Raw genomic sequence first — 21,683 nt, forward strand, 5'->3', positions numbered from 1 at the left:
CGGGTACAGCTAGGACGTCAGTACGCCGTGCTCCACGCACTCGGCCGACCAGCCACGGGGGGTGACCTGGACCTTCATGCGCCGACGGCAGCTGGTGCAGAAGCGCGGGGGCTCCATCACCAGCTGCACGTCGCACACGGTGTGGTCGCGGGCCTCGACGGGCTCTCCGCAGTGACCGCAGAAGTCGTTCATCTCCGCCGGCTCACAGGGTCTTCGCGAGTTCCTTGATCGGCATCTTCAGGTCCGAGAGGAGGGTGAGGTCCTCGTCGGCGTTGCGGCCGAGCGTCGTCAGGTAGTTGCCCACGATGACGGCGTTGATGCCGCCGAGCAGGCCGTCGCGGGTGCCGAGGTCACCGAGGGTGAGCTCACGGCCGCCGGCGTAGCGCAGGACGGTGCGCGGCATCGCGAGGCGGAAGGCCGCGATCGTGCGCAGGGCGTCGGCGGAGTCCATGATCGGCAGGTCGCCGAAGGGGGTGCCGGGGCGCGGGTTGAGGAAGTTCAGCGGGACCTCGTGGGGGTCGAGCTCGGCGAGCTGCGAGGCCAGCTCGGCGCGCTGCTCGAGCGTCTCGCCCATGCCGACCAGGCCGCCGCAGCACAGCTCCATGCCGGACTCGCGCACCATCTCGCACGTCTCCCAGCGCTCCTCGTAGGAGTGCGTGGTGACCACCGAGGGGAAGTAGGACTTCGCGGCCTCGAGGTTGTGGTTGTAGCGGTGCACGCCCATCGCCTTGAGGTCGTCGACCTGCTCCTGCGTGAGCATGCCGAGCGAGCACGCGACGTTGATGTCGACGGCCTCCTGGATGGCCTTGATGCCGTCGCGGACCTGCGACATCAGGCGCTCGTCGGGCCCGCGGACGGCGGCGACGATGCAGAACTCCGTGGCGCCGGTTGCCGCGGTCTCCTCGGCAGCCTTGACCAGCTGCGGGATGTCCAGCCACACCGAGCGGACCGGCGAGGTGAACTGGCCGGACTGGCTGCAGAAGTGGCAGTCCTCGGGGCAGCCGCCGGTCTTGAGGCTGATGATCCCCTCGACCTCGATCTCGGGGCCGCAGTGCTTCATGCGGACCCCGTGGGCCAGCTCCAGCAGCTCGGGGATCTGGTCGTCGGGGAGCTGGAGGACCTCGACCAGCTCGTCGTACGACAGTCCTTCGCCGTCGTCGAGGACCTTCGTGCGGGCGCGCTCCAGGATGTCAGTCACGCAAGGCAGGTTAACCGCCGTGGGGACGCGCGGCGTACGCCGGTCGGTTACTGGAACGTACGCCGGACGTGCAGGTCGGCGCGCGTGTCGCCGCTCGTAGACTGCCGGGGCGATGACGGCCTCCCCCACTCAGATCCCCGCGCCGGGCGCGGGCACCGCCCCAGACCTGCTCGCGTTCGACCGCGAGCACGTGTGGCACCCCTACACCTCGATGACCGACCCGACGCCGACGCGGCTGGTCACCGGGGCCTCCGGCACCCGGCTGACGCTGGCCGACGGCACGGAGCTGGTCGACGGGATGTCGTCGTGGTGGGCCGCGATCCACGGCTACAACCACCCGGTCCTCAACGCCGCGCTCGCCGCACAGGCGGCCGACTACGCGCACGTGATGTTCGGCGGGCTCACCCACGAGCCCGCGATCCGGCTGGCGCAGCGGCTCGTCGACCTGTCCCCGGTCGGGCTCGAGCACGTCTTCCTCGCCGACTCCGGGTCGGTGAGCGTCGAGGTCGCGCTCAAGATGGTCCTGCAGTACCAGCGCGGTGTCGGCCACCCCGAACGCACCCGGCTGCTGACGATCCGTGGCGGCTACCACGGCGACACGTTCGGCTGCATGAGCGTGTGCGACCCGGTGGGCGGCATGCACTCGATGTTCAGCGGCGTGCTGCCGCAGCAGGTCTTCGCCGACCAGCCGCCGTCGTCTCCCGACGGCGTCGCGGCCTGGGCCGCCGGGTTCGAGGCGCTGGCCGCCGAGTACGCGCACGAGCTGGCCGGGATCATCGTCGAGCCGCTGCTGCAGGGCGCGGGCGGCATGTACGTCTACCCCGCCGAGTGCCTGCAGGTGATGCGCGAGGTCGCGGACCGGCACGACCTGGTGCTGGTGTTCGACGAGATCGCGACCGGCTTCGGCCGCACCGGCACGCTCTTCGCCGCCGACGCCGCCGGGGTCTCCCCCGACATCATGTGCGTCGGAAAGGCGCTCACCGGCGGCTACCTGACGCTGGCGGCCGCGCTCTGCACGTCGCGGATCGCCGTCGGCCTCTCCCACTCGGAGTCCGGCGTGCTGATGCACGGCCCGACGTTCATGGGCAACCCGCTCGCCTGCTCGGCCGCCCTCGCCTCGCTGGACCTCCTCGAGGCCAACGACTGGGAGGCCCAGGTCGCCCGGATCAACGCCGGGCTCGTCGTCGGGCTCGCACCGGTCCGGCACCTGCCCGGCGTCGCCGACGTGCGCACGCTCGGCGCGGTCGGCGTCGTCCAGCTCGACCACCCCGTCGACATGGTGAAGGCCACCGAGGTCGCGATCGAGCACGGCGTGTGGCTGCGACCCTTCCGCGACCTGATCTACACGATGCCGCCCTACGTCTCCTCCGACGAGGACGTCGCGACGATCTGTGCGGCGATCGCGGCCGCGGCGGTGGTGGCATGACGACCCCGTCGGGCTGGGACGCGTGGCTGGCCGCCGAGGCGGCGGCGCGCGACGAGGCCGGACTGACCCGGCGCCTGGTCCCGCGGGAGGCGGACGACCCGACCATCGACCTGGCGGGCAACGACTACCTCGGCCTGTCCCGGCACCCCGACGTCGTGGCCGGGGCCGTGGCCGCGGCCCGTGCCTTCGGCGGCGGCGCGGGAGCGTCGCGGCTCGTCACCGGCACACTGACGATCCACGCCCGGCTCGAGCGCGCCCTCGCCGACTACACCGGCCAACCGGCCGCGCTGGTGTTCTCCACCGGCTACCACGCCAACCTCGCGGTCGTGACCGCGTTGGCCGACCGGACGGCGTACGTCGTCTCCGACGCCCACGTCCACGCCTCCCTCGTCGACGCCGTGCGCCTGTCGAGGGCCGCGCTCGAGATCGTGCCGCACAGCGACGTGGCGGCGGTGCGCGAGGCGCTGGCGCGAGCCGACGGCCGCCGCACGCTGGTGCTGGCCGAGTCGGTCTACTCCGTGCTCGGCGACGAGGCCCCGCTCGTCGAGCTGGCCGCCGCCTGTGAGCAGTACGGCGCCCTCCTGGTCGTCGACGAGGCGCACGGGCTGGGCGTCCACGGGCCCGGCGTCGTGCACCGGCTCGGCCTGGCCGGACTGCCGCACGTCGTCCTCACGGCCACCCTGTCCAAGTCGCTGGGCAGCCAGGGCGGGGCCGTCCTCGGCTCGCCCGAGCTGGTCGAGCACCTCGTCAACCGGGCGCGCCCCTTCATCTTCGACACCGGCCTGGCCCCCGCGGCCGCCGGTGCCGCGCTGGCCGCACTCGAGCTGCTGCGCGGCGACCCGGCGCTCCCCGGTGTGGTCCGGCGGCGGGTCACCGACCTCGCTGCCGCGCTCGGCGTCGAGCCGCCGGCCGGCGCCGTGCTGTCGGTCCCGATGGCCTCCCCGCAGGTCGCCCTGGCCGCGCAGGCCGCCGTCCTCGAGCAGGGCGTCCGGGTCGGGTGCTTCCGGCCCCCGTCCGTCCCCGACGGCATCTCCCGGCTGCGGATCACCTCCAGCGCCGGCCCGTCCGACGAGGACTGGGCGCGCGCCGTCGAGGTGCTCGTCGCCGTCGTGAAGGAGTTCAGGCCATGAGCCCACGCATCATCGTCGTCACCGGCACGTCCACCGGGGTCGGCAAGACCGTCGCCACCGCGGCGCTCGCGCTGCGTGCGGCCGGGTCCGGCACCGTCACCGTCGTGAAGCCCGTGCAGACCGGGATCGTCGACGGCGACAGCGACGCCGGGGAGGTGCACCGACTGACCGGCTGCGGCGTGCAGGAGTACACCGCGCTCGACGAGCCGCTCGCGCCCGACACCGCCGCCCGCCGACAGGGCGTGCGGATCCCGCCCGTGGCGGAGTACGCCGACCGGATCCGGGTGCTCGCGGAGTTCCACGACACGGTCGTCGTCGAGGGCGCGGGCGGACTGCTGGTCCGCCTCGACACCGACGGCGGCACGATCCTCGACCTCGCCGCCGAGCTCGCCGAGACGCTGTCCGTCGACCTCGTCGTCGTGGCCGGGCCGCAGCTCGGGACCCTCAACCACGCCGAGCTCACCGTGGGTGCGATCCGCGCCCGCGGCCTGGAGCCGGCGGGCGTGGTGATCGGTGCCTGGCCGGCCGAGCCCGGCCTGGCCGAGCGCTGCAACGCCGAGGACCTGCCCCGCGTCACCGGCCTGCCGGTGCTGGCGACCATCCCGGCCGGCGTGGGCGCGCTGGACCGTGAGGCCTTCCGCGAGCAGTCGCCGACCTGGTTCGCCTGAGCGTCACCAACCGGGCGGCCGCCGGTCGGCCCACGGCGCGGCCTCCTCGACCTGCGCGGAGAGCGACAGCAGCAACGCCTCCTCGGCGGGACGGGAGGCCAGCATCACCCCGACCGGCAGCCCGTCGGGCGTCCAGTGCGTGGGGAGCGAGACCGCCGGCATGCCGGTGACGTTCCAGGCCGAGGTCCACGGCGTGAAGTCCTTCTGCGCCTGGAAGTCGGCGGCCGGGTCGGCGTCGTTGCGCAGCGCGCCGACCGGCAGCGGCGGGGTGGCGAGCGTCGGCGTCAGCACCGCGTCGTACGGCGCCAGCGCGGTCAGCGCCTCGGCCGCGAACCGTCGCATCGCGCCGATGGCCAGCCCGAACTCCGGCCCGCTGACGGCGTTGCCACGCTCGGTCAGCCAGCGGGTCAGCGGTCGCAGCAGGTGCTCGCGCTCGGACGGCACCACCGACAGCGCCGTCAGCACCGACCAGCAGGTCTCGAAGACCGGCACCGCCTCGCGCGGCAGCGGGACCGCGACGTCGACGACCTCGTGGCCGAGCGACTCGAGCAGGACCGAGGCGTCCTCCCAGGCCCGGACGCACTCCGGGTCGACCGGCACGTCGGCGATGACGGGCTCGACGAAGCGGGCGATCCGCAGGCGGCCCGGCGGCCGGTCGCAGGCCGAGAGGAAGGGAGCGTCCGGCGGTGGCGCCCACGACGGGTCGCCGGGCCGGCGTCCCTCGAGCACGTCGAGCAGCGCGGCCGCGTCGCGCACCGTGCGGGCGAGCGAGCCGGCCGTCGCGAGGCCGACCGGGTCGCCGTACATCGGGTGGCCGCTGATCCGGCCGCGTGTGGGCTTGAGGCCGACCAGCCCGCAGCAGGAGGCCGGGATCCGGATCGACCCTCCCCCGTCGGAGCCCTGGGCGACGGGCACGAGGCCGGCCGCGACCGCCGCGGCCGCACCACCCGACGAGCCGCCGGCCATCCGGGTGCGGTCCCAGGGGGTCACCGCCGGCGGCAGGCCGTCGGGCTCGGTGTAGCAGGGCGACCCGAACTCCGGCGTGCTGCTCTTGCCGATGCTGACCATCCCGGCGGCCTCGATCGACAGCGTCACGCCGTCGGAGACGTCGGGCACGAAGTCGTCGAACGCCGCGGAACCGAAGGTGGTGCGCACCCCGGCGGTCATGTTCAGGTCCTTGATCGCGGTCGGGACGCCGTAGAGCGGCGACGTCCCGGTGCCCAGCGACAGGGCCCGGACCCGGGCCAGGTCGGGGGTGAGCGTGACGAACGCGCCGACCGAGTCGAGTCGGTCGGCGCGTTCGAGGTAGTGCTCGGTGAGCTCGGCGGAGGAGACCTCACGACGTCGGACGAGGTCGCCCTGCTCCAGGGCGGTCAGGTCGTGGAGGTCAGCCATGCCTCCGAAACTACGCTGCCCGCGGGCAGCGGTCCGATCAGGCCGCGGCGGTCTCCGCGTCGAAGTCGACCAGGGTCTGCACGGCAGCGTTGAGCTTGGCCAGCACGTCGGCGTCGGTCAGCACGTCGACCTCGAGGGCCGACTGCGAGACGGTGACGTCCTCGACCACGACCGCACCGGCGATGCCGGCCGAGCGGGCGGTGTCCTGGTGGGCCCACTTGCCGCCGTACGGCGTGGGGGTGGCGCCGACGACGCCGAACGGCTTGCCCTTGATGGCGCCGACGCCGTAGGGGCGCGAGAGCCAGTCGATGGCGTTGTTGAGCACGGCCGGCATGGTGCCGTTGTACTCGGGGGTGACGGCCAGCACGCGGTCGGCGTTGGCGACGCGGGCGCGCAGGTCGGCGGCGGCAGCGGGGACGTTCTCGCCGTCGAGGTCCTCGTTGTAGAACGGGAGCGCCTCGAGGTTCTCGGCGATCTCGACCGTGACGCCGTCGGGCGCCTGGTCGCGCAGGGTCTCGGCGATCTTGCGGTTCAGGGAGTCGGCGCGAAGGCTGCCGACGAGGACGATGACGCGGGTGTCCGACATGGGGTGCTCCTACGGGGGGTCGAGTTCAGGGCCGTTCACGGGTTCAAACGGACCGCGGTCCGGTTCTTATTCCGGATCGGCGAACTTTTTTTGCCGACCCCCTGATACCCACTCCTCCTAGAGTTGACCCCTGATGTCCGAACCCCGCCTCCTGCCGCTGCTCGACGCTCCCCACCCCGAGCGTCGTGACGCCGCGCGCAACCGCGAGGCGCTGCTGCTCGCCGCCCAGCGGCTCGTCGACCACTGCGGGGTCGACGGCGTGACGATGGACGCCGTCGCGCACGAGGCGGGTGTGGGCAAGGGCACGGTCTTCCGCCGCTTCGTGTCCCGCGAGGGCCTGATGGCGGCGCTGCTGAACTTCTCCGAGACCGAGTGGCAGGCCGCGGTGATGTCCGGCCCGCCGCCGCTCGGCCCGGGCGCCGAGCCATGGGACCGGCTGATGGCCTTCGGCCGCTCGCGCCTGGAGACGACGATCAAGCACGCCGACCTGATCCGGCACGCCGGCCGCGCCGGGTCGCGGTCGTTCGCGGCGTACTCCTTCGTGGCCATGCACGTGCGCTACCTCCTCGGCGAGCTGCACGTCACCGGCGACCTGCCGCTGCTGGCCACCGCGCTGATGGCCCCGCTGGAGGCGCCGATCCTGGACCAGCAGGTGCGGATCGAGGGCCTCGACGTCGACCGCGTGTACGCCGGATGGGTCGACCTCGCCCGCCGGGTGGTGCGGTCGCCGTAGCGCGGGGATGGCCACGTCGTGGAGCCTTCATGTTCCGCTCATGTTCGGGCCCCTACGGTGCGTCCATGACAGAAGCGCTGGCCGTGGACGCCGTGGGTGTGACCAAGGCCTTCGGGTCCCTGCGCGCGGTGGACGACATCACCGTCCGCGTCGCCCCCGGTGAGGTGTACGGCGTGCTCGGGCCCAACGGCGCCGGCAAGACGACGTTCCTGCGGATGCTCTTCGGCCTGATCCGCCCCGACGCCGGCACGATCCGCGTCTTCGGCCGGACGTGGGAGGAGGACGGGACCGCCGTGCTCGACGGCGTCGCGGGCTTCATCGAGAGCCCGAAGTTCTACCCCTACCTGACCGGACGGGCCAACCTCGAGGGCCTCGCGCTCCTCGACGGCGGCGCCCGGCCCGGCCGGCTCGAGGAGGTGCTGGCCATCGTCGACCTGGCCGACCGCGCCGACGACAAGGTGGGGGGCTACTCCTACGGCATGCGGCAGCGGCTCGGCGTCGCCGCCAGCCTGCTGCGCGACCCGCACCTGCTGATCCTCGACGAGCCGGCCAACGGCCTCGACCCGGCCGGCATCCGGGACATGCGGGCCCTGGTGAAGCGGCTCGCGGCGAGCGGGCTGACGGTCCTGCTGAGCTCGCACCACATGGACGAGGTCGAGGAGATCTGCGACAACGTCACGATCATGCGACGCGGCAGTGTCGCCTTCCACGGCACCATCGCCGACCTGCGCGCGATGGCCCCCGACCCCGGCCACCTGCTCGCCACCACCGACGACGCGCGGGCGCTCGCGCTGGCCGCCGACCGGCCCGGCATCGAGGTCGAGCGCGACCCCGAGGCGGCGCTGGTGGTCACCGGTCCCCAGCACGAGGTCTCGGCGTACGTCGCGGACCTGGTGCGCGCCGGCCTGGACCTGCGCGCGTTCACCCCAACCCGGACGCCGCTGGAGGCGCTGTTCTTCATGCTCACCGACGCGACTCCCGACCTGGAGGCAGTCCGATGACGACCACGCTGGAGGCCGTCGCCGCGACCACGCGGACGCGCCCCGGACTGGGGGCCGTGCTGCGGTGGGAGACCCGCAAGCTGCGCGCGCAGTACCGCGCGAAGGCCGTGCTCCTCGGGGCGCTGCTGGGCCCGATCCCCGTCGTGTTCATCATCCACGGACAGTCGCGGCCGCCGAAGGACACGCTCTTCGGCCGGTTCGCCACGGAGAACGGCTTCGCCCTCGCGCTGCTGGTGCTCGGCTTCGCCTCGCAGTGGGTGCTGCCGCTGCTGACCGCGATCGTGGCCGGCGACGTCTTCGCCAGCGAGGACCAGCACGGCACGTGGAAGACCGTCCTGACCCGCTCGACGAGCCGGGCCCAGCTGTTCTGGGCCAAGGCCCTGGTCGCCAGCGGGTTCGCCGCCCTCGTGCTGGCCGTCCTGGCCGCCTCCACGATCGTCTCGAGCCTCCTCGTCGTGGGCCACCAGCCGCTGATCGGCCTCTCCGGCCAGACCGTCGACCCGCGGTCCGCCCTGGAGCTCGTGGCCGCCAGCTGGGCGACCACGCTCCCGCCCATGATCGGCTTCACCTGCCTGGCGATCCTGCTGTCGGTCTGGGCCCGCAACCCCGCCGTCGGCATCGCCGCCCCGGTCGTGGTCGGCATGGTGATGCAGCTCGTCGGCGCGCTCGGCGGCATCGAGGCCGTGCGGCCGCTGCTGCTCACCACGCCGTTCGAGTCGTGGCACGGCCTGCTCACCCAACCGGCCTTCACCGGTCCGCTCGTCCAGGGGGTGGTGGTGAGCGTGGTGTGGAGCCTCGCGTCCCTCGCCGTCGCCTTCGTCCTGCTCCGCCGTCGCGACATCACCGGAGGCTGACGCCATGCGTCGCAGCATCATCGCCGTCCTCACCACGCTGCTCGTCGTGGCCGCCATCGGCGCCGCGGCCGTGGCCGGCGGCAACGGCAGCACCGTCACCAAGGCCCGCCTCGAGCGCGCCCTGCCGGTCGTGTTCGCCAACATGTACGTCCAGCAGGCCCACCTGCTGGGCCGCACCGACATCAACGCGGCGTCCCTCAAGCCGCAGGCCATGTGCGACAAGCACGGCCCCGACGTGGCCGACGTCGGCCCCGGCGGGGACTGGATCTGCCTGATGAGCTGGACCGACCCGCAGGTGCCGATGCCCTCGGAGGGCTACGGCAAGTTCGAGCTCAACGTGCACAGCAATGACTGCTTCACCGCCGCCGGGCCGAGCAAGCTGACCGGCTTCCTCACCCTGACCGACAAGCAGGGCCGCGAGGTGACCAACCCGCTCTTCGAGTTCGACGGCTGCTTCGACCCCGCCACCGACGACACCCCGACGGGCACCACGTTCCCCTCGGTCTTCGCCATCACCAGCCCGTCGGTCACGCCCGACGACCAGGGCCTGGTCAGCGCCCAGGTCACCTGCGGCACGGGGAGCCAGGGCTGTGCCGGCACGATCACCGCCATGGCCGGGAAGACCTCGCTGGGGGTCGTCCCCTACCGGCTCAAGGAGGAGGCGACGGCCCGGATCCCCTTCCCGAACGCGCTTCCTGCCGGGACCAAGGAGGTCTCGTTCCAGGTGACCCCGGCGACCGGCTACAGCTCGGACTCGCCCGTGGTGCTGCCGGTCCAGAAGCAGTAGCTCAGCGACGCGTCACGAGGCGTCGTGGTGCTTGCGCAGGCCGAAGGTGAGTCCGTCGACCAGCGCCCCCCACGACGCCTCGATCACGTTGTGGCCGACCCCGACGGTCACCCACGACGACACCCCGTCGCTGGTCTCGATCAGCACGCGGGTGATCGCGTCGGTGCCGTGCCCCTGGTCGAGGATCCGGACCTTGTAGTCGATCAGCTCGAACTTCGCGACCTCGGGGAACGCCTGGCCGATCGCCGAGCGGAGCGCCGCGTCCAGCGCGTTGACCGGACCGTTGCCCTCCCCGGTCACGACGTACCGGACGCCCTCGGCCTTCAGCTTCACCGTCGCCTCGGAGACCGCCTCGTCGTCGGCACCGCGGTTGCTGAGGGTCTCGGTGATCACCCGCCACGACTCGACCTCGAAGTACGACGGGCGCCGGCCCTCGACCTCCTCGACCAGCAGCAGCTCGAAGGAGGCGTCCGCCGCCTCGAAGGTGTAGCCCCGGGACTCCAGTTTCTTGACGCGGTCGGTGACGCGGGTGACGAGGTCCTTGTCCCCGCTGAGGTCGAAGCCGAGCTCCCGTCCCTTGAGCTCGATCGACGCGCGGCCGGCCATGTCGGAGACGAGCAGCCTCATGTCGTTGCCGACGCCGACCGGGTCCATGTGCTGGTAGAGGTTGGGGTCGACCTTGATGGCGCTCGCGTGCAGCCCTGCCTTGTGCGTGAAGGCCGACGTGCCGACGTACGGCTGCCGGGACGCGGGCGGGAAGTTGGTGACCTCGGCGACCGCGTGGGCGATCCGGGTGGCGTCGCGCAGCAGGCCCGGCGGCAGCACCTGGCGGTCGAGCTTGAGCTCGAGGTTGGCCACGACGGAGACGAGGTCGGCGTTGCCGGTGCGCTCGCCGTAGCCGTTGATGGTGCCCTGGACGTGGGTGGCGCCGGCATCGACCGCGGCGAGGGTGTTGGCCACGGCGCACCCGGTGTCGTTGTGGCAGTGGATGCCGACGCGCACCTGGGCGGTCTCGAGGACGTCGTGGACGACGTCGGCGACCCAGCCGGGGAGCATGCCGCCGTTGGTGTCGCAGAGCGCGATCACCTCGGCGCCCGCGTCGTACGCCGTGCGGAGCACCTCGAGGGCGTAGTCGCGGTTGGCGCGGTAGCCGTCGAAGAAGTGCTCGGCGTCGAGGAAGACCTGCTGGCCCTCCGCGCGGAGGTGGCTCACCGTGTCGCGGATCATCGCGAGGTTCTCCTCGAGCGTGGTCCGCAGCGCGAGCTCGACGTGCCGGTCGTGGGACTTGGCGACCAGGGTGACCACCCCGGCGCCGCTGTCGCGCAGCGCCGCCACCAGCGGGTCGTCGGCGGCCCTCACGCCGGCCCGGCGGGTCGCGCCGAAGGCCGCGAGCCGGGCGTTGCGCAGGTCCAGCTCCTGGCTGGCGCGGCGGAAGAACTCGGTGTCCTTGGGGTTGGCGCCCGGCCAGCCGCCCTCGATGTAGCCCACGCCGAGCCCGTCCAGCTGCCGCGCGATGCTCAGCTTGTCGGCGACGGAGAGGTTGAGCCCCTCCTGCTGCGCGCCGTCGCGCAGGGTGGTGTCGTAGACGTGGAACGAGCCGTGCAGGTCCATCGGGGTACTTCCTTCAGGTGTGGTCTCGACAAGCTCGACCAGCGAGGGCGGTCCGGGCACAAAAAAACCTCTCGGGGGTGCGAGAGGTGGCGCGTCGAGGTGGTGCTCGACGCGCTAGGGAATGATCGCCTGCTGGTGCTGCATGTCCTCCATGCTGCCACCGCGTCCCGGTCCGTGGGCCCGGATCTCGGGATCTGAACGCGTGGTGGGTGTGGGGTCGGGCTGGCGGGGGTCGGAGATCACCCCATCGGCACGTGGAGCCCCGAGAGCCGGTCGGGCACCGACCAGTGGGCGAAGGGTCGGCCGTTGCCGGGCAGCCAGCTGGTGCCGGCCGTGTCGACCCGGAAGCCGATGACGGCCGCGACCGCGAGCACGACCACGAGCCCCACGAGGAACCGCCGGCCCTCCGCGGCCAGCGGGTTGACCACGCGTCCCAGCGGGGACCGGACCCGGGAGCCACCGGGGCCGAACCAGAACGACGCCGCCAGCACGAGACCGCTGACGAACAGCGTGACCTGCGTGCCCGCGGTCGCGCCGTAGCAGAGGAGCGCGCCGGCGGTGGCCAGCCCGGCGCTCCACAGCGTCAGCAGGACGGTGCCGGGGATCGAGCGGACGAGGTCCCAAGGTGCGCCGAGGAGGAGCTGCGCGCCGTCGTACCACTTCCGGCCGCGCCGCGAGCGGCGGTTGCCGACCGCGCTGGCCGCCAGCGAGCCGCTGCGCAGCAGCCACACGAGGACGAGGACCAGGGCCACGGTCGGCCAGGGGTACGCCGCGGCGCCGGCGCCCACGGTCACGGCACCGGCCACGAGCAGGGCGAGCCGGCGCAACCGGACCAGGACCGGGACGCGGGGCTGGCCGAACTCGACCGGCTCACCCCACTCGTCGATCCGCTCGGTCTCGTACATCCGGGTGGCGCCATCGGAGCCCACGCCCTCCCCGTCCCGGAGCACGTCGGTCTCGTCGTGGCCCCACGCCTGCGCGGCGAGCGCGAGCGGGACGGTGTAGTCGTCGCCCGGGCCGGTGGGCGGCGGCGGGACGACGGCCTGCACGCGGGTGGTCTGTGGGCGCAGCCACTCCAGGATCGCTCCCAGCGTCGGGCGCTGGCCGGGGTCGGGGTCGAGGGCGGCCGCGACCACGTCGTGCAGGTCACGGGGCAGCCCGGAGAGGTCGTGCTGACCGCGGCGGACGCGGTCCATGATCGCCATCGACGGGCCGCGGCCGAACGGTGCGTGGCCGGTGCCGGCGTAGGCCACGGTGGCCGCCCAGGAGTGCACGTCGGAGGCGGCGCTTGCGTCGTCGCCGTAGAGGATCTCGGGCGCGAGGTAGCCGGGGGTGCCGAGCAGCCAGCCGGTGTGGGTGAGCTTGGGGTCGTCGGCGACGCGGGCCAGGCCGAAGTCGATGAGGATCGGCGTGCGGCCCTCCATCAGCACGTTGGTGGGCTTCACGTCGCGGTGCAGGACGCCGACGTCGTGGACCGAGGCGAGGCCCTCGGCCAGGCAGCCGGCGAACCAGACCAGGTCGCGGCCGGTGATGGCACCTTCGTCGACGACGTGGTCGTGCAGGGAGAGGCCGGGCACGTAGCGGGTCGCCACGAAGGGGATGTCGCCCCACGGGTCGGAGTCGACGATCTCGGCGACCCAGCGGCTGCGGATCCGGCTCAGGGAGTTGACCTCGCGGGCCAGCCGGGCGCGGGCCTCGTCGTCACCGACGATGTGCGGGCGCAGCACCTTGAGCGCGACCCGCTCGCCACCGGGCCTCTGGGCGAGGTGGACGACACCCATGCCTCCCTCACCGATGCGGGAGAGGAGGGAGTAGGGACCCACGGTCAGGCCCGGCGGGGCCTGCTCAGGGCGGCGCCCGTCGTGGCGCGGCGTGGTCGTCACGGCTCGAGGCTACTCGGGCCGATGCCTCCTGCCGCGCAGGCGGGAGGTAACGATGTCGACGCCGTGGCGCCGGGCACGACGGGGCTCAGACGATCCGGTGCATCCACCCGAAGCTGTCCTCGGCGCGGCCGTACTGGACGTCGACGAGGGCCGAGCGGACCTTCATGGTCAGGTCGGTGCTGGCCGGGGCGGGCACCTCTCCCCCGTCCCACTTCAGGGCGCCGACCGGGGTGACGACGGCGGCGGTGCCGCAGGCGAAGATCTCGACGATCCGGCCGCTGGTCACGCCGTCGCGCCACTCGTCGATCGAGAACTTCCGCTCCTCGACCTGGTGGCCGAGCTTGCCCGCGAGCTCGATGATGCTGGCGCGGGTGATGCCCTCGAGGATCGTGCCGGTCTCGGGGGTGACGATCGAGCCGTCGTCGTAGACGAAGTACATGTTCATGCCGCCGAGCTCCTCGACGTAGGTGCCCTCCTGGGCGTCGAGGAAGACGACCTGGTCGCACCCGTGGCGGGTCGCCTCCTGCTGCGCGACGAGCGAGCTGGCGTAGTTGCCGCCGGTCTTGGCCGCGCCCATGCCGCCGCGGCCGGCGCGGGTGTACTCCTCGGTGAGCCAGAGCGTGACCGGCTTGACGCCGCCCTTGAAGTAGGCGCCGGCGGGGCTCGCGATCACCATGAACGTGACGTGCTGCGAGGGGCGGACGCCGAGGAACTTCTCGGTGGCGATCATGAAGGGGCGGATGTAGAGGGACTTCTCGCCCTCCGGGTCCGGCACCCAGCGCTGGTCGATCTGCACCAGGGCGTCCACGGCCGCGACGAAGTCCTCGACGGGGAGCTCGGGGAAGGCCAGGCGCCTGCTGGAGCGCACCATCCGCGCGGCGTTCTCCTCCGGGCGGAACGACCAGATCGAGCCGTCGGCGTGCCGGTAGGCCTTCATGCCCTCGAAGGTCTCCTGCGCGTAGTGCAGGACGGCGGTCGCCGGGTCGAGGGTGAGCGGGCCGTAGGGCTCGATGCGGGCGTCGTGCCAGCCCGCGTCGGGCGTCCACTCGACCGTGAACATGTGGTCGGTGAAGAACTGTCCGAAGCCGGGGTTGCCGAGGATCTCGGCGAGGCGCGCGTCGTCGACGGCGTTGGTCGACTGGGTGGTGCTGATCTGCATGGAAGGCACGTTATCCGACAGTCCTCGGGGGGTCAGCCGCCCAGTCGGGCGGCGATGGCGTCGCCGACCTCCGACGTACGACGCGTGGTGCCGGCGGTGCGCGCCGCGAGGTCGTCGATGACGGCCGTCTCGATGGCGGCCGCGGCGTCGGCGTACCCGAGGTGGTCGAGCAACAGCGACGCCGACAGGATCGCGGCGGTGGGGTCGGCCTTCTGCTGGCCCGCGATGTCGGGGGCCGAGCCGTGGACGGGCTCGAACATCGACGGCGCGGTGCGGTCCGGGTTGATGTTGCCGGACGCGGCGAGGCCGATGCCGCCGGTGATGGCGGCGGCGAGGTCGGTGATGATGTCGCCGAAGAGGTTGTCGGTGACGATCACGTCGAACCGCTGTGGGTCGGTGGTCATGAAGATCGTCGCGGCGTCGATGTGCAGGTAGTCGACGGTCACGTCGGGGAACTCCCGGCCCACCTCGGCCACCAGGCGCGACCAGACGGCCCCGGCGTTCACGAGCACGTTGGTCTTGTGGACCAGCGTGAGCTTCTTGCGGGGACGCCGCTGGGCGCGGGCGAACGCGTCGCGGACGACCCGCTCGACGCCGAAGGCCGTGTTGAGGGAGACCTCGGTGGCGACCTCGTGGGGGGTGCCCACCCGGATCGACCCGCCGTTGCCGGTGTAGGGCCCCTCGGTCCCCTCGCGGACCACCACGAAGTCGACCTCGCCGGGGGCAGCCAGGGGCGACGCGACGCCCGGGAAGATCCGGGACGGCCGCAGGTTGACGTAGTGGTCGAGCTCGAAGCGGAGCCGCAGCAGCAGCCCTCGCTCGAGGATGCCCGGCGGCAGGTTCGGGTCGCCCGGCTTGCCCCCGACGGCGCCGAGCAGGATGGCGTCGTGCTCGCGGATCTCGGCCAGCACGGAGTCGGGCAGCACCTCGCCGGTCGCGAGGTACCGCTCCGCACCGAGGTCGTAGCGGGTCGGCTCGAACTTCACGCCGGCCGGGGCGGCGACCTCGAGCACCTTGAGCGCCTCGGCCGTCACCTCCTGGCCGATGCCGTCCCCGGGGATGACGGCGAGCTTGAGGGTGCCCGTGTTCGAGTCGGAAGTCATGCCCGCAACGCTAGTTGTCGTCGGGGCGCTCGCCGCCGTTGTCTCGCAGGTCAAGCGAGCGCTGGACGGCCGCCCGGATGTTCTCGGCGCTGCGCGGGTTCTCGGGGTGGTGGCTGGCGGGGCCCCACTCGGGGTACATGTCGTACATGGGTCGTCTCCTGGTCATGTGATGGGTCTGTGACGGGTCATGGCGGTGCTGCGGAGGAAGACGCCCCGCGTCGGGGGCGCTGGCCGCTCATGGGTCACATGAGGGAGAGGAACCAATGCAGAGGGCGGGTCGCGCGTGCTGTGGTCGCGCATCCGCCGCGGAGGCGTCTTCAGTGAGGACGGTGGGCCGAACAACGCCGAACTCCGCGGCGAGGTGGCTCCACCTAAGAAGCCTCGCCGCGGCGCTCGATGAGTACGAACACGCTCCGCATGGTCCGAAAACCGTACGACGTGCGCACGCCGAGCGACACGCCTTTTCCGATCCTGCTCAGGATGCGAGACGGCATTCCCAGGATGAAAGACTCGCAGCATGAGTGCCCCGCCCGATCTCCCCGACGTCGTGTCCCGTGCCTTCGACGTGTCCCGCAAGGCGGGCTACGTGTCGTTCTGCCGCAACGAGACCGGTCGGCTGCTGGCCACCCTGGCCGCCACGCGCGGCGGCACGATGGCGGAGTTCGGCACCGGCTGCGGGGTGGGGACGGCCTGGCTGCGCAGCGGCGTACGCGGGGAGGCCCGGATCGTGACGGCCGAGCTCGATGCCCGGCTGGCCGGCGCGGCGGCCGAGATCTTCGAGGACGACCCGCAGGTCGAGGTGCTCTCGGCCAACTGGTCGACGCTGCTCGACAAGGGCCCGTTCTCGCTGCTGTTCCTCGACTCGGGCGAGCCCACCGAGGTGGGCGTCGACGCGATCGCCGACCTCGTCGAGGCCGGCGGGATCGTGGTCCTCGACGACTTCACGCCGTGCGAGATGTGGCCGCCGATCACCCACGGCCGGGTCGACACGCTGCGCGAGCGGTGGCTCACCGACGAGCGCTTCACCGCCGTCGAGGTGATGGTCGCCTCGGACGCCTCAGCCCTGATCGCCACCAAGCGCTGAGCGCGGCGCCGGTGCCGTCACCTCGACGGTGAACCACGGCAGCAGCGCCTGGGTGATCGGCCCGATCGCCAGCGCGAACAGCAGCGTGCCGAGGCCGGCGACCCCACCGAGCAGCAGGCCGAGCACGACCACGGCGACCTCGAGGCCCGTGCGGACCAGGCGCAGCGAGAGGCCGGTACGCCGGTGCAGGCCGGTCATCAGCCCGTCGCGCGGGCCGCGGCCGAGCTGCGCGCCGATGTAGAGCGCGGTGGCCAGGCCGCACAGCCCGACCCCGCCGAGCATGAGCGCGATGCGTGCCACCAGCAGGTCCGGGCGGTCCAGGAGCGCCAGCGTCGCGTCGGCCGAGAAGCCGACGACGAGGGCGTTGGAGATCGTCCCGATGCCCGGGGTCTCGCGGAGCGGGATCCACGCGACCAGCACCACGAAGCTCATCACCACGACGGCCTGGCCCAGCGTGATCGGCACGTGCCGGATCAGGCCGGAGTGCAGGACGTCCCACGGCGCCAGGCCGAGGTCGCCGCGCACCATCATGGCCAGCGAGACGCCGTAGAGCAGCAGGCCGACGTAGAGCTGGCTCAGGCGCCGGACGAGCCGGCCGGCCCGCAGCTGGGCGATCGGGCCGAGGTCGGTCAGGCCGCGACGGGCAGCTCCGGCGGGGGCGGTCAGGCTCATGGTGACCAGTCTGCGGCCGATTGGCCTTCTCCCAAATAGCCAATCGTGGGACAGTGGACTGCATGAGTGGTGCCATCAGCGCCGCCAGGGTGTCCACCCTGGTCGGCGACTTCGACCGCAGTCCCGCCTATGCCGGCCTCGCCGACGCGCTGGTCCTGCTGATCGGCGACGGCCGCATCGGGCTCGCCACCCGGCTGCCCAGCGAGCGTGAGCTCACCGAGGCCCTCGGGGTCTCGCGCACGACGGTGACCCGCGCCTACGCCGCCCTGCGCGACGCGGGCTACGCCGAGGCGCGCCGCGGCGCCGGCACGTTCACCCGCGTCCCCGGCGGGCGCAGCCGCGCCCACGACCGCGCGTTGCTGCCCCGGCCCGGCGACCACGAGGCGATCGACCTCAACTGCGCGGCGGCGACCGCTCCCCCGGGCCTCGCGGCGGCGTACGTCGAGGCGGCGGCCGACCTTCCGGCCTACCTCGGCGGGCACGGCTACTTCCCCGCCGGCCTCCCCGAGCTGCAGGCGGCCGTGGCGGCGTCCTACGACGCCCGGGGACTGCCCACGGCGCCCGAGCAGATCATGGTCACGCCGGGAGCCCTCAGCGCCGCGTCGATCGTGGCCCGGGCCTGCGCCGGCCCCGGCGACCGCGTGGTGGTCGAGAGCCCGGTCTACCCCAACGCCACGCAGGCGATCCGGGACTCCGGCGTGCGCCTCGTGGCGTCGCCGGTGGACCCCGACGGGTGGGACCTCGACGCTGTCGGTGCCACGCTGCGGCAGGCCTCGGCGAAGCTGGCCTACCTGATCCCCGACTTCCAGAACCCCACCGGCCACGTGATGACCGACGCCCAGCGCGAGGAGTACGCCGGCCACCTCCGCCGCACGCGCACGGTCGCGGTCGTCGACGAGGCCCACCAGGCGCTGGCCCTCGAGGGGCAGGAGATGCCCCGCCCGTTCGCGTGCTTCGCGCCGGAGACGATCACGATCGGCAGCGCCAGCAAGAGCTTCTGGGGCGGGCTGCGGCTCGGCTGGGTCCGCGCGCCCGAGGGACGGATGGACGCACTGACGCACGCCCGGGTGGCGATGGACCTCGGCGCCCCGGTCATGGAGCAGCTGGTCCTGACCCGGCTGCTGGCCCAGGGGCCGGTGCTCCCCGACCACGTCGCCCGGCTGCGCGAGCAGCGCGACGTGCTCGCCGCCGCCCTGCGCGAGCACCTCCCAGAATGGCGCTTCGTGCTGCCCACGGGCGGCCTCGCCGTCTGGTGCCAGCTCCCGGCTCCTCTCGGCACGGCCGTCGCCGACGAGGCCGAGCGGCTCGGCCTGATCATCACCCCCGGGCCGGTGTTCGCCGCCGAGGGCGGCCTCGACCACTTCGTGCGGATCCCGTGGACTCGCCCCGGCGCCGAGCTCGAGGAGGCGGTGCGCCGGCTCGCGGCCGCCTGGGCCGTCGTACGGGACCGGCAGTCGCAGCGGACGCGGCCCGGGGTGCGGGTGATGGTGGCCTGACCCTGCCGAACGGCCCTTGTCGATCGCCGCGGACGTGGGCGACGCTGGACCACGTGGGAACGCGCATCCGCGTCGTGGTGGCTGCTGCACTGCTGGCCACGGCGACCGCCTGCGGCAACGCGCCGGCCCCACCGGCGGCCCGTCCGTCGTCCTCCGTGGCATCGCCGGCCACCCCCACCGGGTCGCCGGCCCCGAGCGCCCCGCATCCCAGGGCCGGGCACGAGCTCGCCGTCGGGGACAACGCGTGGGTGGCCGTGGCGGTCGCGCGGCTGTGGCAGTCGCCGTCGGCACCGTGGCCGGTGGACGCGCCGGCCCTGCGGAGCCCGGTCCGGTTCCGGGCGTGGTTGCAGGCCATGACGCTGGACCAGCGGCGCGCCCTGTTCGAGCGGAGCGACACCGAGGCCCTGCTCGGCGACCGGGTCGTGGTCCGCGAGCTCCGGCCCCGCTGGGTCCGTGTCGTGGTCCCGTCACAACCCAGCCAAAAGGCCCGCGGCGGCTACCCCGGCTGGATCCCCCGCCGCCAGCTCAACGCCCGCGTCCCGGCCTGGACGGCGAAGGTCGCCACCGTGACCCGGCGCACCGCCTGGCTCCGCACCGACGACGCCGCCAGCGCGAGGACGACCGAGGTGAGCGCCGGGACCCGGCTGCACGTGCTGGGCCGGACCGGGCACTACCTGCGGGTCCTGACACCGCGCGGTGAGGTCCGCCGGCTGCTCGAGGGGGTCGCGGTCGTCCGTGCCCCGCACGAGGCTGCCCTCCCCGCCACCCGCACCGGCCTGCGACGCACCGCGAGGTCGTTCCTCGGCCTGTACTACCTGTGGGGAGGCCTGTCCGGGTTCGGTCTCGACTGCTCCGGCCTGACCTGGCTCGACTACCGCCTGCACGGCACCCGGATCCCCCGTGACGCGCTGCCGCAGTCGCAGCACGGCCGCCGCACCGCACCCCACGTGGGCGACCTGCTCTTCTACGCCAGCGACGGGCTGGTGCACCACGTGTCGATGTACGTCGGCGACGGGCTGATGATCCACGCGCCGCGCACCGGCGAGCAGGTGCAGGTCGTGTCGTTCGAGCAGGAGCCGCTGCGCAGCGAGTACGCCGGGGCCCGGCGCTACCTGCCCTAGCGAACGACTCAGACCAGGTCGACCGCCCGCACCAGGTCGGCGTCCATCGCGGTCTGGATCTCGGCCAGCGCCTCGGTCGGGATCGCGGAGTCGACCGACAGTGCCACCAGCGCGTGGCCGCCCTTCGCGTCACGCGCGACCTGCATGCCGGCGATGTTGACGCCGGCGTCGCCGAGGATCCCGCCGACGGTGCCGACCATGCCGGGCCGGTCGGCGTAGCGGAAGAACGCGAGGTGCTCGGTGGGCTCGATGTCGACGTCGAAGCCGTTGACCTCGACGAGCCGCTCCTTCTGGTTGATCCCCACGAGGGTGCCGCTGACCGAGACCTGCGAGCCGTCGGCGAGGGTGCCGCGGAGGGTGATCAGGTTGCGGTGGTCGGGGCTCTCGGGGTCGGTCACGAGCCGGACCGCGCAGCCGCGCTCGGCCGCGAGGAGCGGCGCGTTCACATAGGAGACCTGCTCCTCGACGATGTCGGTGAAGACGCCCTTGAGGGCGGCCAGCTCGAGCACCTTGACGTCGAAGTCGGTGATCTCGCCGCGCACCTCGACGTCGATCGACTCCGCCACCTGGCCGGCGATGCCGGTGAAGACCCGGCCGAGCTTCTCGGTCAGCGGGATGCCAGGACGGACGTCCTCGGCGATCACACCGCCCTGCACGTTGACCGCGTCGGGCACGAGCTCGCCGGACAGCGCCAGCCGCACCGACCGGGCGACCGCGAGACCGGCCTTCTCCTGGGCCTCGTCGGTGGAGGCGCCGAGGTGCGGGGTGGCCACGACGTTCTCGAGCTCGAAGAGCGGGCTGTCGGTGCAGGGCTCCTCGGCGAACACGTCGAGGCCGGCGGCCGCGACCCGGCCCTCCTTGAGGGCGGAGTAGAGGGCGGTCTCGTCCACGATGCCGCCGCGCGCGGCGTTGACGAGCACCAGCGACGGCTTGACCTTGGCCAGCGCCTCGGCGTCGATCAGCCCCACGGTCTCGGGGGTCTTGGGCAGGTGGACCGACATGAAGTCGGCCTCGGCCAGCAGGGTGTCGAGGTCGACGAGCCGCACCCCCATCTGTGCGGCGCGGCCGGCCTGCACGTAGGGGTCGTAGGCGATGACCTTCATGCCGAAGGCCGAGAGCCGCTGGGCGACGAGCACCCCGATCCGGCCCAGCCCCACGACGCCGACGGTCTTCTCGTAGAGCTCGATTCCGGTGTAGCGCGACCGCTTCCACTCCCCGCCCTTGAGCGAGTGGTGGGCCGGCGAGACGTGCCGGGCGGCGGCGAGCATCAGCGCGACGGCGAGCTCGGCGGCGGAGACGATGTTGGAGGTCGGGGCGTTCACGACCATCACGCCGGCCTGGGTCGCGGCCCGCACGTCGACGTTGTCGAGGCCGACACCGGCCCGCGCGACGACCTTGAGCCGGGTGGCCGCCTCGAGCACCTCGACGTCGACCTTGGTGGCCGAGCGGACCAGGAGCGCGTCGGCGTCGACGATCGCGGCGAGCAGCTGCCCCCGGTCCGCGCCGTCACAGGTGCGGATGTCGAAGTCGGGACCGAGAGCCTCGACGGTGGCCGGGCTGAGCTCTTCGGCGATGAGTACGACGGGCTTGCTCACAGCGATTCCCTCGTTTGGTGGTCCATGCGGTGGAAGGTGGCCGGTCGGAGCGGCCGTGCACGACGCTGTGCCCGAGTTGTGAACTCTACCCCCACCAACTCGAGGAAACCCGTGGCGTCCGCACGTCGTCGGCCCTACGATCCGTGTCGTCACATCCCCTCCCGCAGGCTGGTCCGTTGAA

General features: G+C 73.0%; 21 protein-coding genes. 10 read left to right on the top strand and 11 right to left on the bottom strand.

Going from position 1 to position 21,683, the window contains the following annotated elements:
- Nucleotides 1-9: 9 nt before the first annotated feature.
- Both EJF31_RS19705 and bioB read right to left on the bottom strand, forming a co-directional pair.
- On the bottom strand, nt 10-192 hold the full coding sequence (locus EJF31_RS19705) for a hypothetical protein (RefSeq protein ID WP_125038853.1): 183 nt from the start codon (nt 190-192) through the stop codon (nt 10-12).
- 10 nt (nt 193-202) lie between these two features.
- Entirely contained in the window at nt 203-1,198 is a 996-nt protein-coding gene (bioB, locus tag EJF31_RS19710; RefSeq protein WP_125038854.1) for a biotin synthase BioB, read from the bottom strand.
- A gap of 112 nt (nt 1,199-1,310) precedes the next feature.
- Between bioB and EJF31_RS19715 the strand changes: the two genes are divergently transcribed.
- From EJF31_RS19715 to bioD, 3 genes are read left to right on the top strand one after another with little or no spacing between them, the layout of a single operon-like run.
- Nucleotides 1,311-2,624: an adenosylmethionine--8-amino-7-oxononanoate transaminase gene (locus EJF31_RS19715; protein ID WP_125038855.1), complete on the top strand. Its 1,314-nt coding sequence runs from the start codon at nt 1,311-1,313 to the stop codon at nt 2,622-2,624.
- Complete coding sequence (locus EJF31_RS19720; protein WP_125038856.1) at nt 2,621-3,754, top strand: 8-amino-7-oxononanoate synthase; 1,134 nt, start codon at nt 2,621-2,623, stop codon at nt 3,752-3,754. The genes EJF31_RS19715 and EJF31_RS19720 overlap by 4 nt, the downstream gene beginning before the upstream one ends.
- A complete protein-coding gene (gene bioD / locus EJF31_RS19725; RefSeq protein WP_125038857.1) occupies nt 3,751-4,422 on the top strand; it encodes a dethiobiotin synthase in 672 nt (223 codons plus the stop codon). Before EJF31_RS19720 ends, bioD begins: the two co-directional genes overlap by 4 nt.
- 3 nt (nt 4,423-4,425) lie before the next feature.
- Here bioD and EJF31_RS19730 read toward each other — a convergent pair whose 3' ends face one another.
- Complete coding sequence (locus EJF31_RS19730) at nt 4,426-5,817, bottom strand: amidase (protein WP_125038858.1); 1,392 nt, start codon at nt 5,815-5,817, stop codon at nt 4,426-4,428.
- 37 nt (nt 5,818-5,854) lie between these two features.
- On the bottom strand, nt 5,855-6,403 hold the full coding sequence (locus tag EJF31_RS19735; protein ID WP_125038859.1) for an NADPH-dependent FMN reductase: 549 nt from the start codon (nt 6,401-6,403) through the stop codon (nt 5,855-5,857).
- Between the two features lie 133 nt (nt 6,404-6,536).
- Here EJF31_RS19735 and EJF31_RS19740 point away from each other — a divergent pair, with 133 nt between their 5' ends.
- From EJF31_RS19740 to EJF31_RS19755, 4 genes are all read left to right on the top strand, one after another.
- Nucleotides 6,537-7,136, top strand: coding sequence for a TetR/AcrR family transcriptional regulator (locus EJF31_RS19740; protein ID WP_125038860.1), 600 nt, complete (start codon nt 6,537-6,539; stop codon nt 7,134-7,136).
- A gap of 65 nt (nt 7,137-7,201) precedes the next feature.
- Nucleotides 7,202-8,137, top strand: coding sequence for an ABC transporter ATP-binding protein (locus EJF31_RS19745; protein ID WP_125038861.1), 936 nt, complete (start codon nt 7,202-7,204; stop codon nt 8,135-8,137).
- Complete coding sequence (locus EJF31_RS19750) at nt 8,134-8,991, top strand: ABC transporter permease (RefSeq protein WP_125038862.1); 858 nt, start codon at nt 8,134-8,136, stop codon at nt 8,989-8,991. Before EJF31_RS19745 ends, EJF31_RS19750 begins: the two co-directional genes overlap by 4 nt.
- 4 nt (nt 8,992-8,995) lie before the next feature.
- Nucleotides 8,996-9,778, top strand: a complete 783-nt coding sequence (locus EJF31_RS19755; RefSeq protein WP_125038863.1) for a hypothetical protein — start codon at nt 8,996-8,998, stop codon at nt 9,776-9,778.
- 12 nt (nt 9,779-9,790) lie between these two features.
- On the opposite strand, the gene cimA is transcribed toward EJF31_RS19755, so the two are convergent.
- From cimA to EJF31_RS21985, 5 genes are all read right to left on the bottom strand, one after another.
- A complete protein-coding gene (gene cimA, locus EJF31_RS19760) occupies nt 9,791-11,389 on the bottom strand; it encodes a citramalate synthase (protein ID WP_125038936.1) in 1,599 nt (532 codons plus the stop codon).
- 239 nt (nt 11,390-11,628) lie between these two features.
- Nucleotides 11,629-13,272, bottom strand: a complete 1,644-nt coding sequence (locus EJF31_RS19765) for a serine/threonine-protein kinase (RefSeq protein ID WP_125038864.1) — start codon at nt 13,270-13,272, stop codon at nt 11,629-11,631.
- Nucleotides 13,273-13,357: 85 nt separating this feature from the next.
- A complete protein-coding gene (locus EJF31_RS19770) occupies nt 13,358-14,431 on the bottom strand; it encodes a branched-chain amino acid aminotransferase (RefSeq protein WP_125038865.1) in 1,074 nt (357 codons plus the stop codon).
- A gap of 32 nt (nt 14,432-14,463) precedes the next feature.
- Entirely contained in the window at nt 14,464-15,534 is a 1,071-nt protein-coding gene (locus tag EJF31_RS19775) for a 3-isopropylmalate dehydrogenase (RefSeq protein ID WP_125038866.1), read from the bottom strand.
- Nucleotides 15,535-15,544: 10 nt separating this feature from the next.
- Nucleotides 15,545-15,682: a hypothetical protein gene (locus EJF31_RS21985; RefSeq protein ID WP_182539570.1), complete on the bottom strand. Its 138-nt coding sequence runs from the start codon at nt 15,680-15,682 to the stop codon at nt 15,545-15,547.
- 369 nt (nt 15,683-16,051) lie between these two features.
- On the opposite strand from EJF31_RS21985, the gene EJF31_RS19780 reads away from it, so the two are divergent.
- Nucleotides 16,052-16,618, top strand: coding sequence for an O-methyltransferase (locus EJF31_RS19780; protein WP_125038867.1), 567 nt, complete (start codon nt 16,052-16,054; stop codon nt 16,616-16,618).
- On the opposite strand, the gene EJF31_RS19785 is transcribed toward EJF31_RS19780, so the two are convergent.
- Nucleotides 16,592-17,290 (bottom strand): YitT family protein, encoded by a 699-nt coding sequence (locus tag EJF31_RS19785; protein ID WP_125038868.1) that lies wholly within the window; start codon nt 17,288-17,290, stop codon nt 16,592-16,594. The two genes, EJF31_RS19780 and EJF31_RS19785, sit on opposite strands and share 27 nt — an antisense overlap.
- 62 nt (nt 17,291-17,352) lie before the next feature.
- Here EJF31_RS19785 and EJF31_RS19790 point away from each other — a divergent pair, with 62 nt between their 5' ends.
- Entirely contained in the window at nt 17,353-18,786 is a 1,434-nt protein-coding gene (locus tag EJF31_RS19790; RefSeq protein ID WP_125038869.1) for a PLP-dependent aminotransferase family protein, read from the top strand.
- 53 nt (nt 18,787-18,839) lie between these two features.
- The gene (locus EJF31_RS19795) at nt 18,840-19,907 is read left to right on the top strand and encodes a C40 family peptidase (protein ID WP_125038870.1); all 1,068 of its coding nucleotides are present in this window, start codon (nt 18,840-18,842) and stop codon (nt 19,905-19,907) included.
- A gap of 8 nt (nt 19,908-19,915) precedes the next feature.
- On the opposite strand, the gene serA is transcribed toward EJF31_RS19795, so the two are convergent.
- Complete coding sequence (serA, locus tag EJF31_RS19800; protein ID WP_125038871.1) at nt 19,916-21,502, bottom strand: phosphoglycerate dehydrogenase; 1,587 nt, start codon at nt 21,500-21,502, stop codon at nt 19,916-19,918.
- Nucleotides 21,503-21,683: the final 181 nt, after the last annotated feature.

This window comes from Nocardioides sp. LS1, assembly GCF_003865225.1.
In the GTDB taxonomy this organism is placed as follows: domain Bacteria; phylum Actinomycetota; class Actinomycetes; order Propionibacteriales; family Nocardioidaceae; genus Nocardioides; species Nocardioides ginsengisegetis.

What these genes read in the sequence shown, in the direction of transcription:
- EJF31_RS19705 (WP_125038853.1), bottom strand. Translation starts at nt 192, where the DNA reads ATGAACGACTTCTGCGGTCACTGCGGAGAGCCCGTCGAGGCCCGCGAC.
- EJF31_RS19715 (WP_125038855.1), top strand. Translation starts at nt 1,311, where the DNA reads ATGACGGCCTCCCCCACTCAGATCCCCGCGCCGGGCGCGGGCACCGCC.
- EJF31_RS19720 (WP_125038856.1), top strand. Translation starts at nt 2,621, where the DNA reads ATGACGACCCCGTCGGGCTGGGACGCGTGGCTGGCCGCCGAGGCGGCG.
- bioD (WP_125038857.1), top strand. Translation starts at nt 3,751, where the DNA reads ATGAGCCCACGCATCATCGTCGTCACCGGCACGTCCACCGGGGTCGGC.
- EJF31_RS19730 (WP_125038858.1), bottom strand. Translation starts at nt 5,817, where the DNA reads ATGGCTGACCTCCACGACCTGACCGCCCTGGAGCAGGGCGACCTCGTC.
- EJF31_RS19735 (WP_125038859.1), bottom strand. Translation starts at nt 6,403, where the DNA reads ATGTCGGACACCCGCGTCATCGTCCTCGTCGGCAGCCTTCGCGCCGAC.
- EJF31_RS19740 (WP_125038860.1), top strand. Translation starts at nt 6,537, where the DNA reads ATGTCCGAACCCCGCCTCCTGCCGCTGCTCGACGCTCCCCACCCCGAG.
- EJF31_RS19745 (WP_125038861.1), top strand. Translation starts at nt 7,202, where the DNA reads ATGACAGAAGCGCTGGCCGTGGACGCCGTGGGTGTGACCAAGGCCTTC.
- EJF31_RS19750 (WP_125038862.1), top strand. Translation starts at nt 8,134, where the DNA reads ATGACGACCACGCTGGAGGCCGTCGCCGCGACCACGCGGACGCGCCCC.
- EJF31_RS19755 (WP_125038863.1), top strand. Translation starts at nt 8,996, where the DNA reads ATGCGTCGCAGCATCATCGCCGTCCTCACCACGCTGCTCGTCGTGGCC.
- cimA (WP_125038936.1), bottom strand. Translation starts at nt 11,389, where the DNA reads ATGGACCTGCACGGCTCGTTCCACGTCTACGACACCACCCTGCGCGAC.
- EJF31_RS19770 (WP_125038865.1), bottom strand. Translation starts at nt 14,431, where the DNA reads ATGCAGATCAGCACCACCCAGTCGACCAACGCCGTCGACGACGCGCGC.
- EJF31_RS19775 (WP_125038866.1), bottom strand. Translation starts at nt 15,534, where the DNA reads ATGACTTCCGACTCGAACACGGGCACCCTCAAGCTCGCCGTCATCCCC.
- EJF31_RS21985 (WP_182539570.1), bottom strand. Translation starts at nt 15,682, where the DNA reads ATGTACGACATGTACCCCGAGTGGGGCCCCGCCAGCCACCACCCCGAG.
- EJF31_RS19780 (WP_125038867.1), top strand. Translation starts at nt 16,052, where the DNA reads ATGAGTGCCCCGCCCGATCTCCCCGACGTCGTGTCCCGTGCCTTCGAC.
- EJF31_RS19785 (WP_125038868.1), bottom strand. Translation starts at nt 17,290, where the DNA reads ATGAGCCTGACCGCCCCCGCCGGAGCTGCCCGTCGCGGCCTGACCGAC.
- EJF31_RS19790 (WP_125038869.1), top strand. Translation starts at nt 17,353, where the DNA reads ATGAGTGGTGCCATCAGCGCCGCCAGGGTGTCCACCCTGGTCGGCGAC.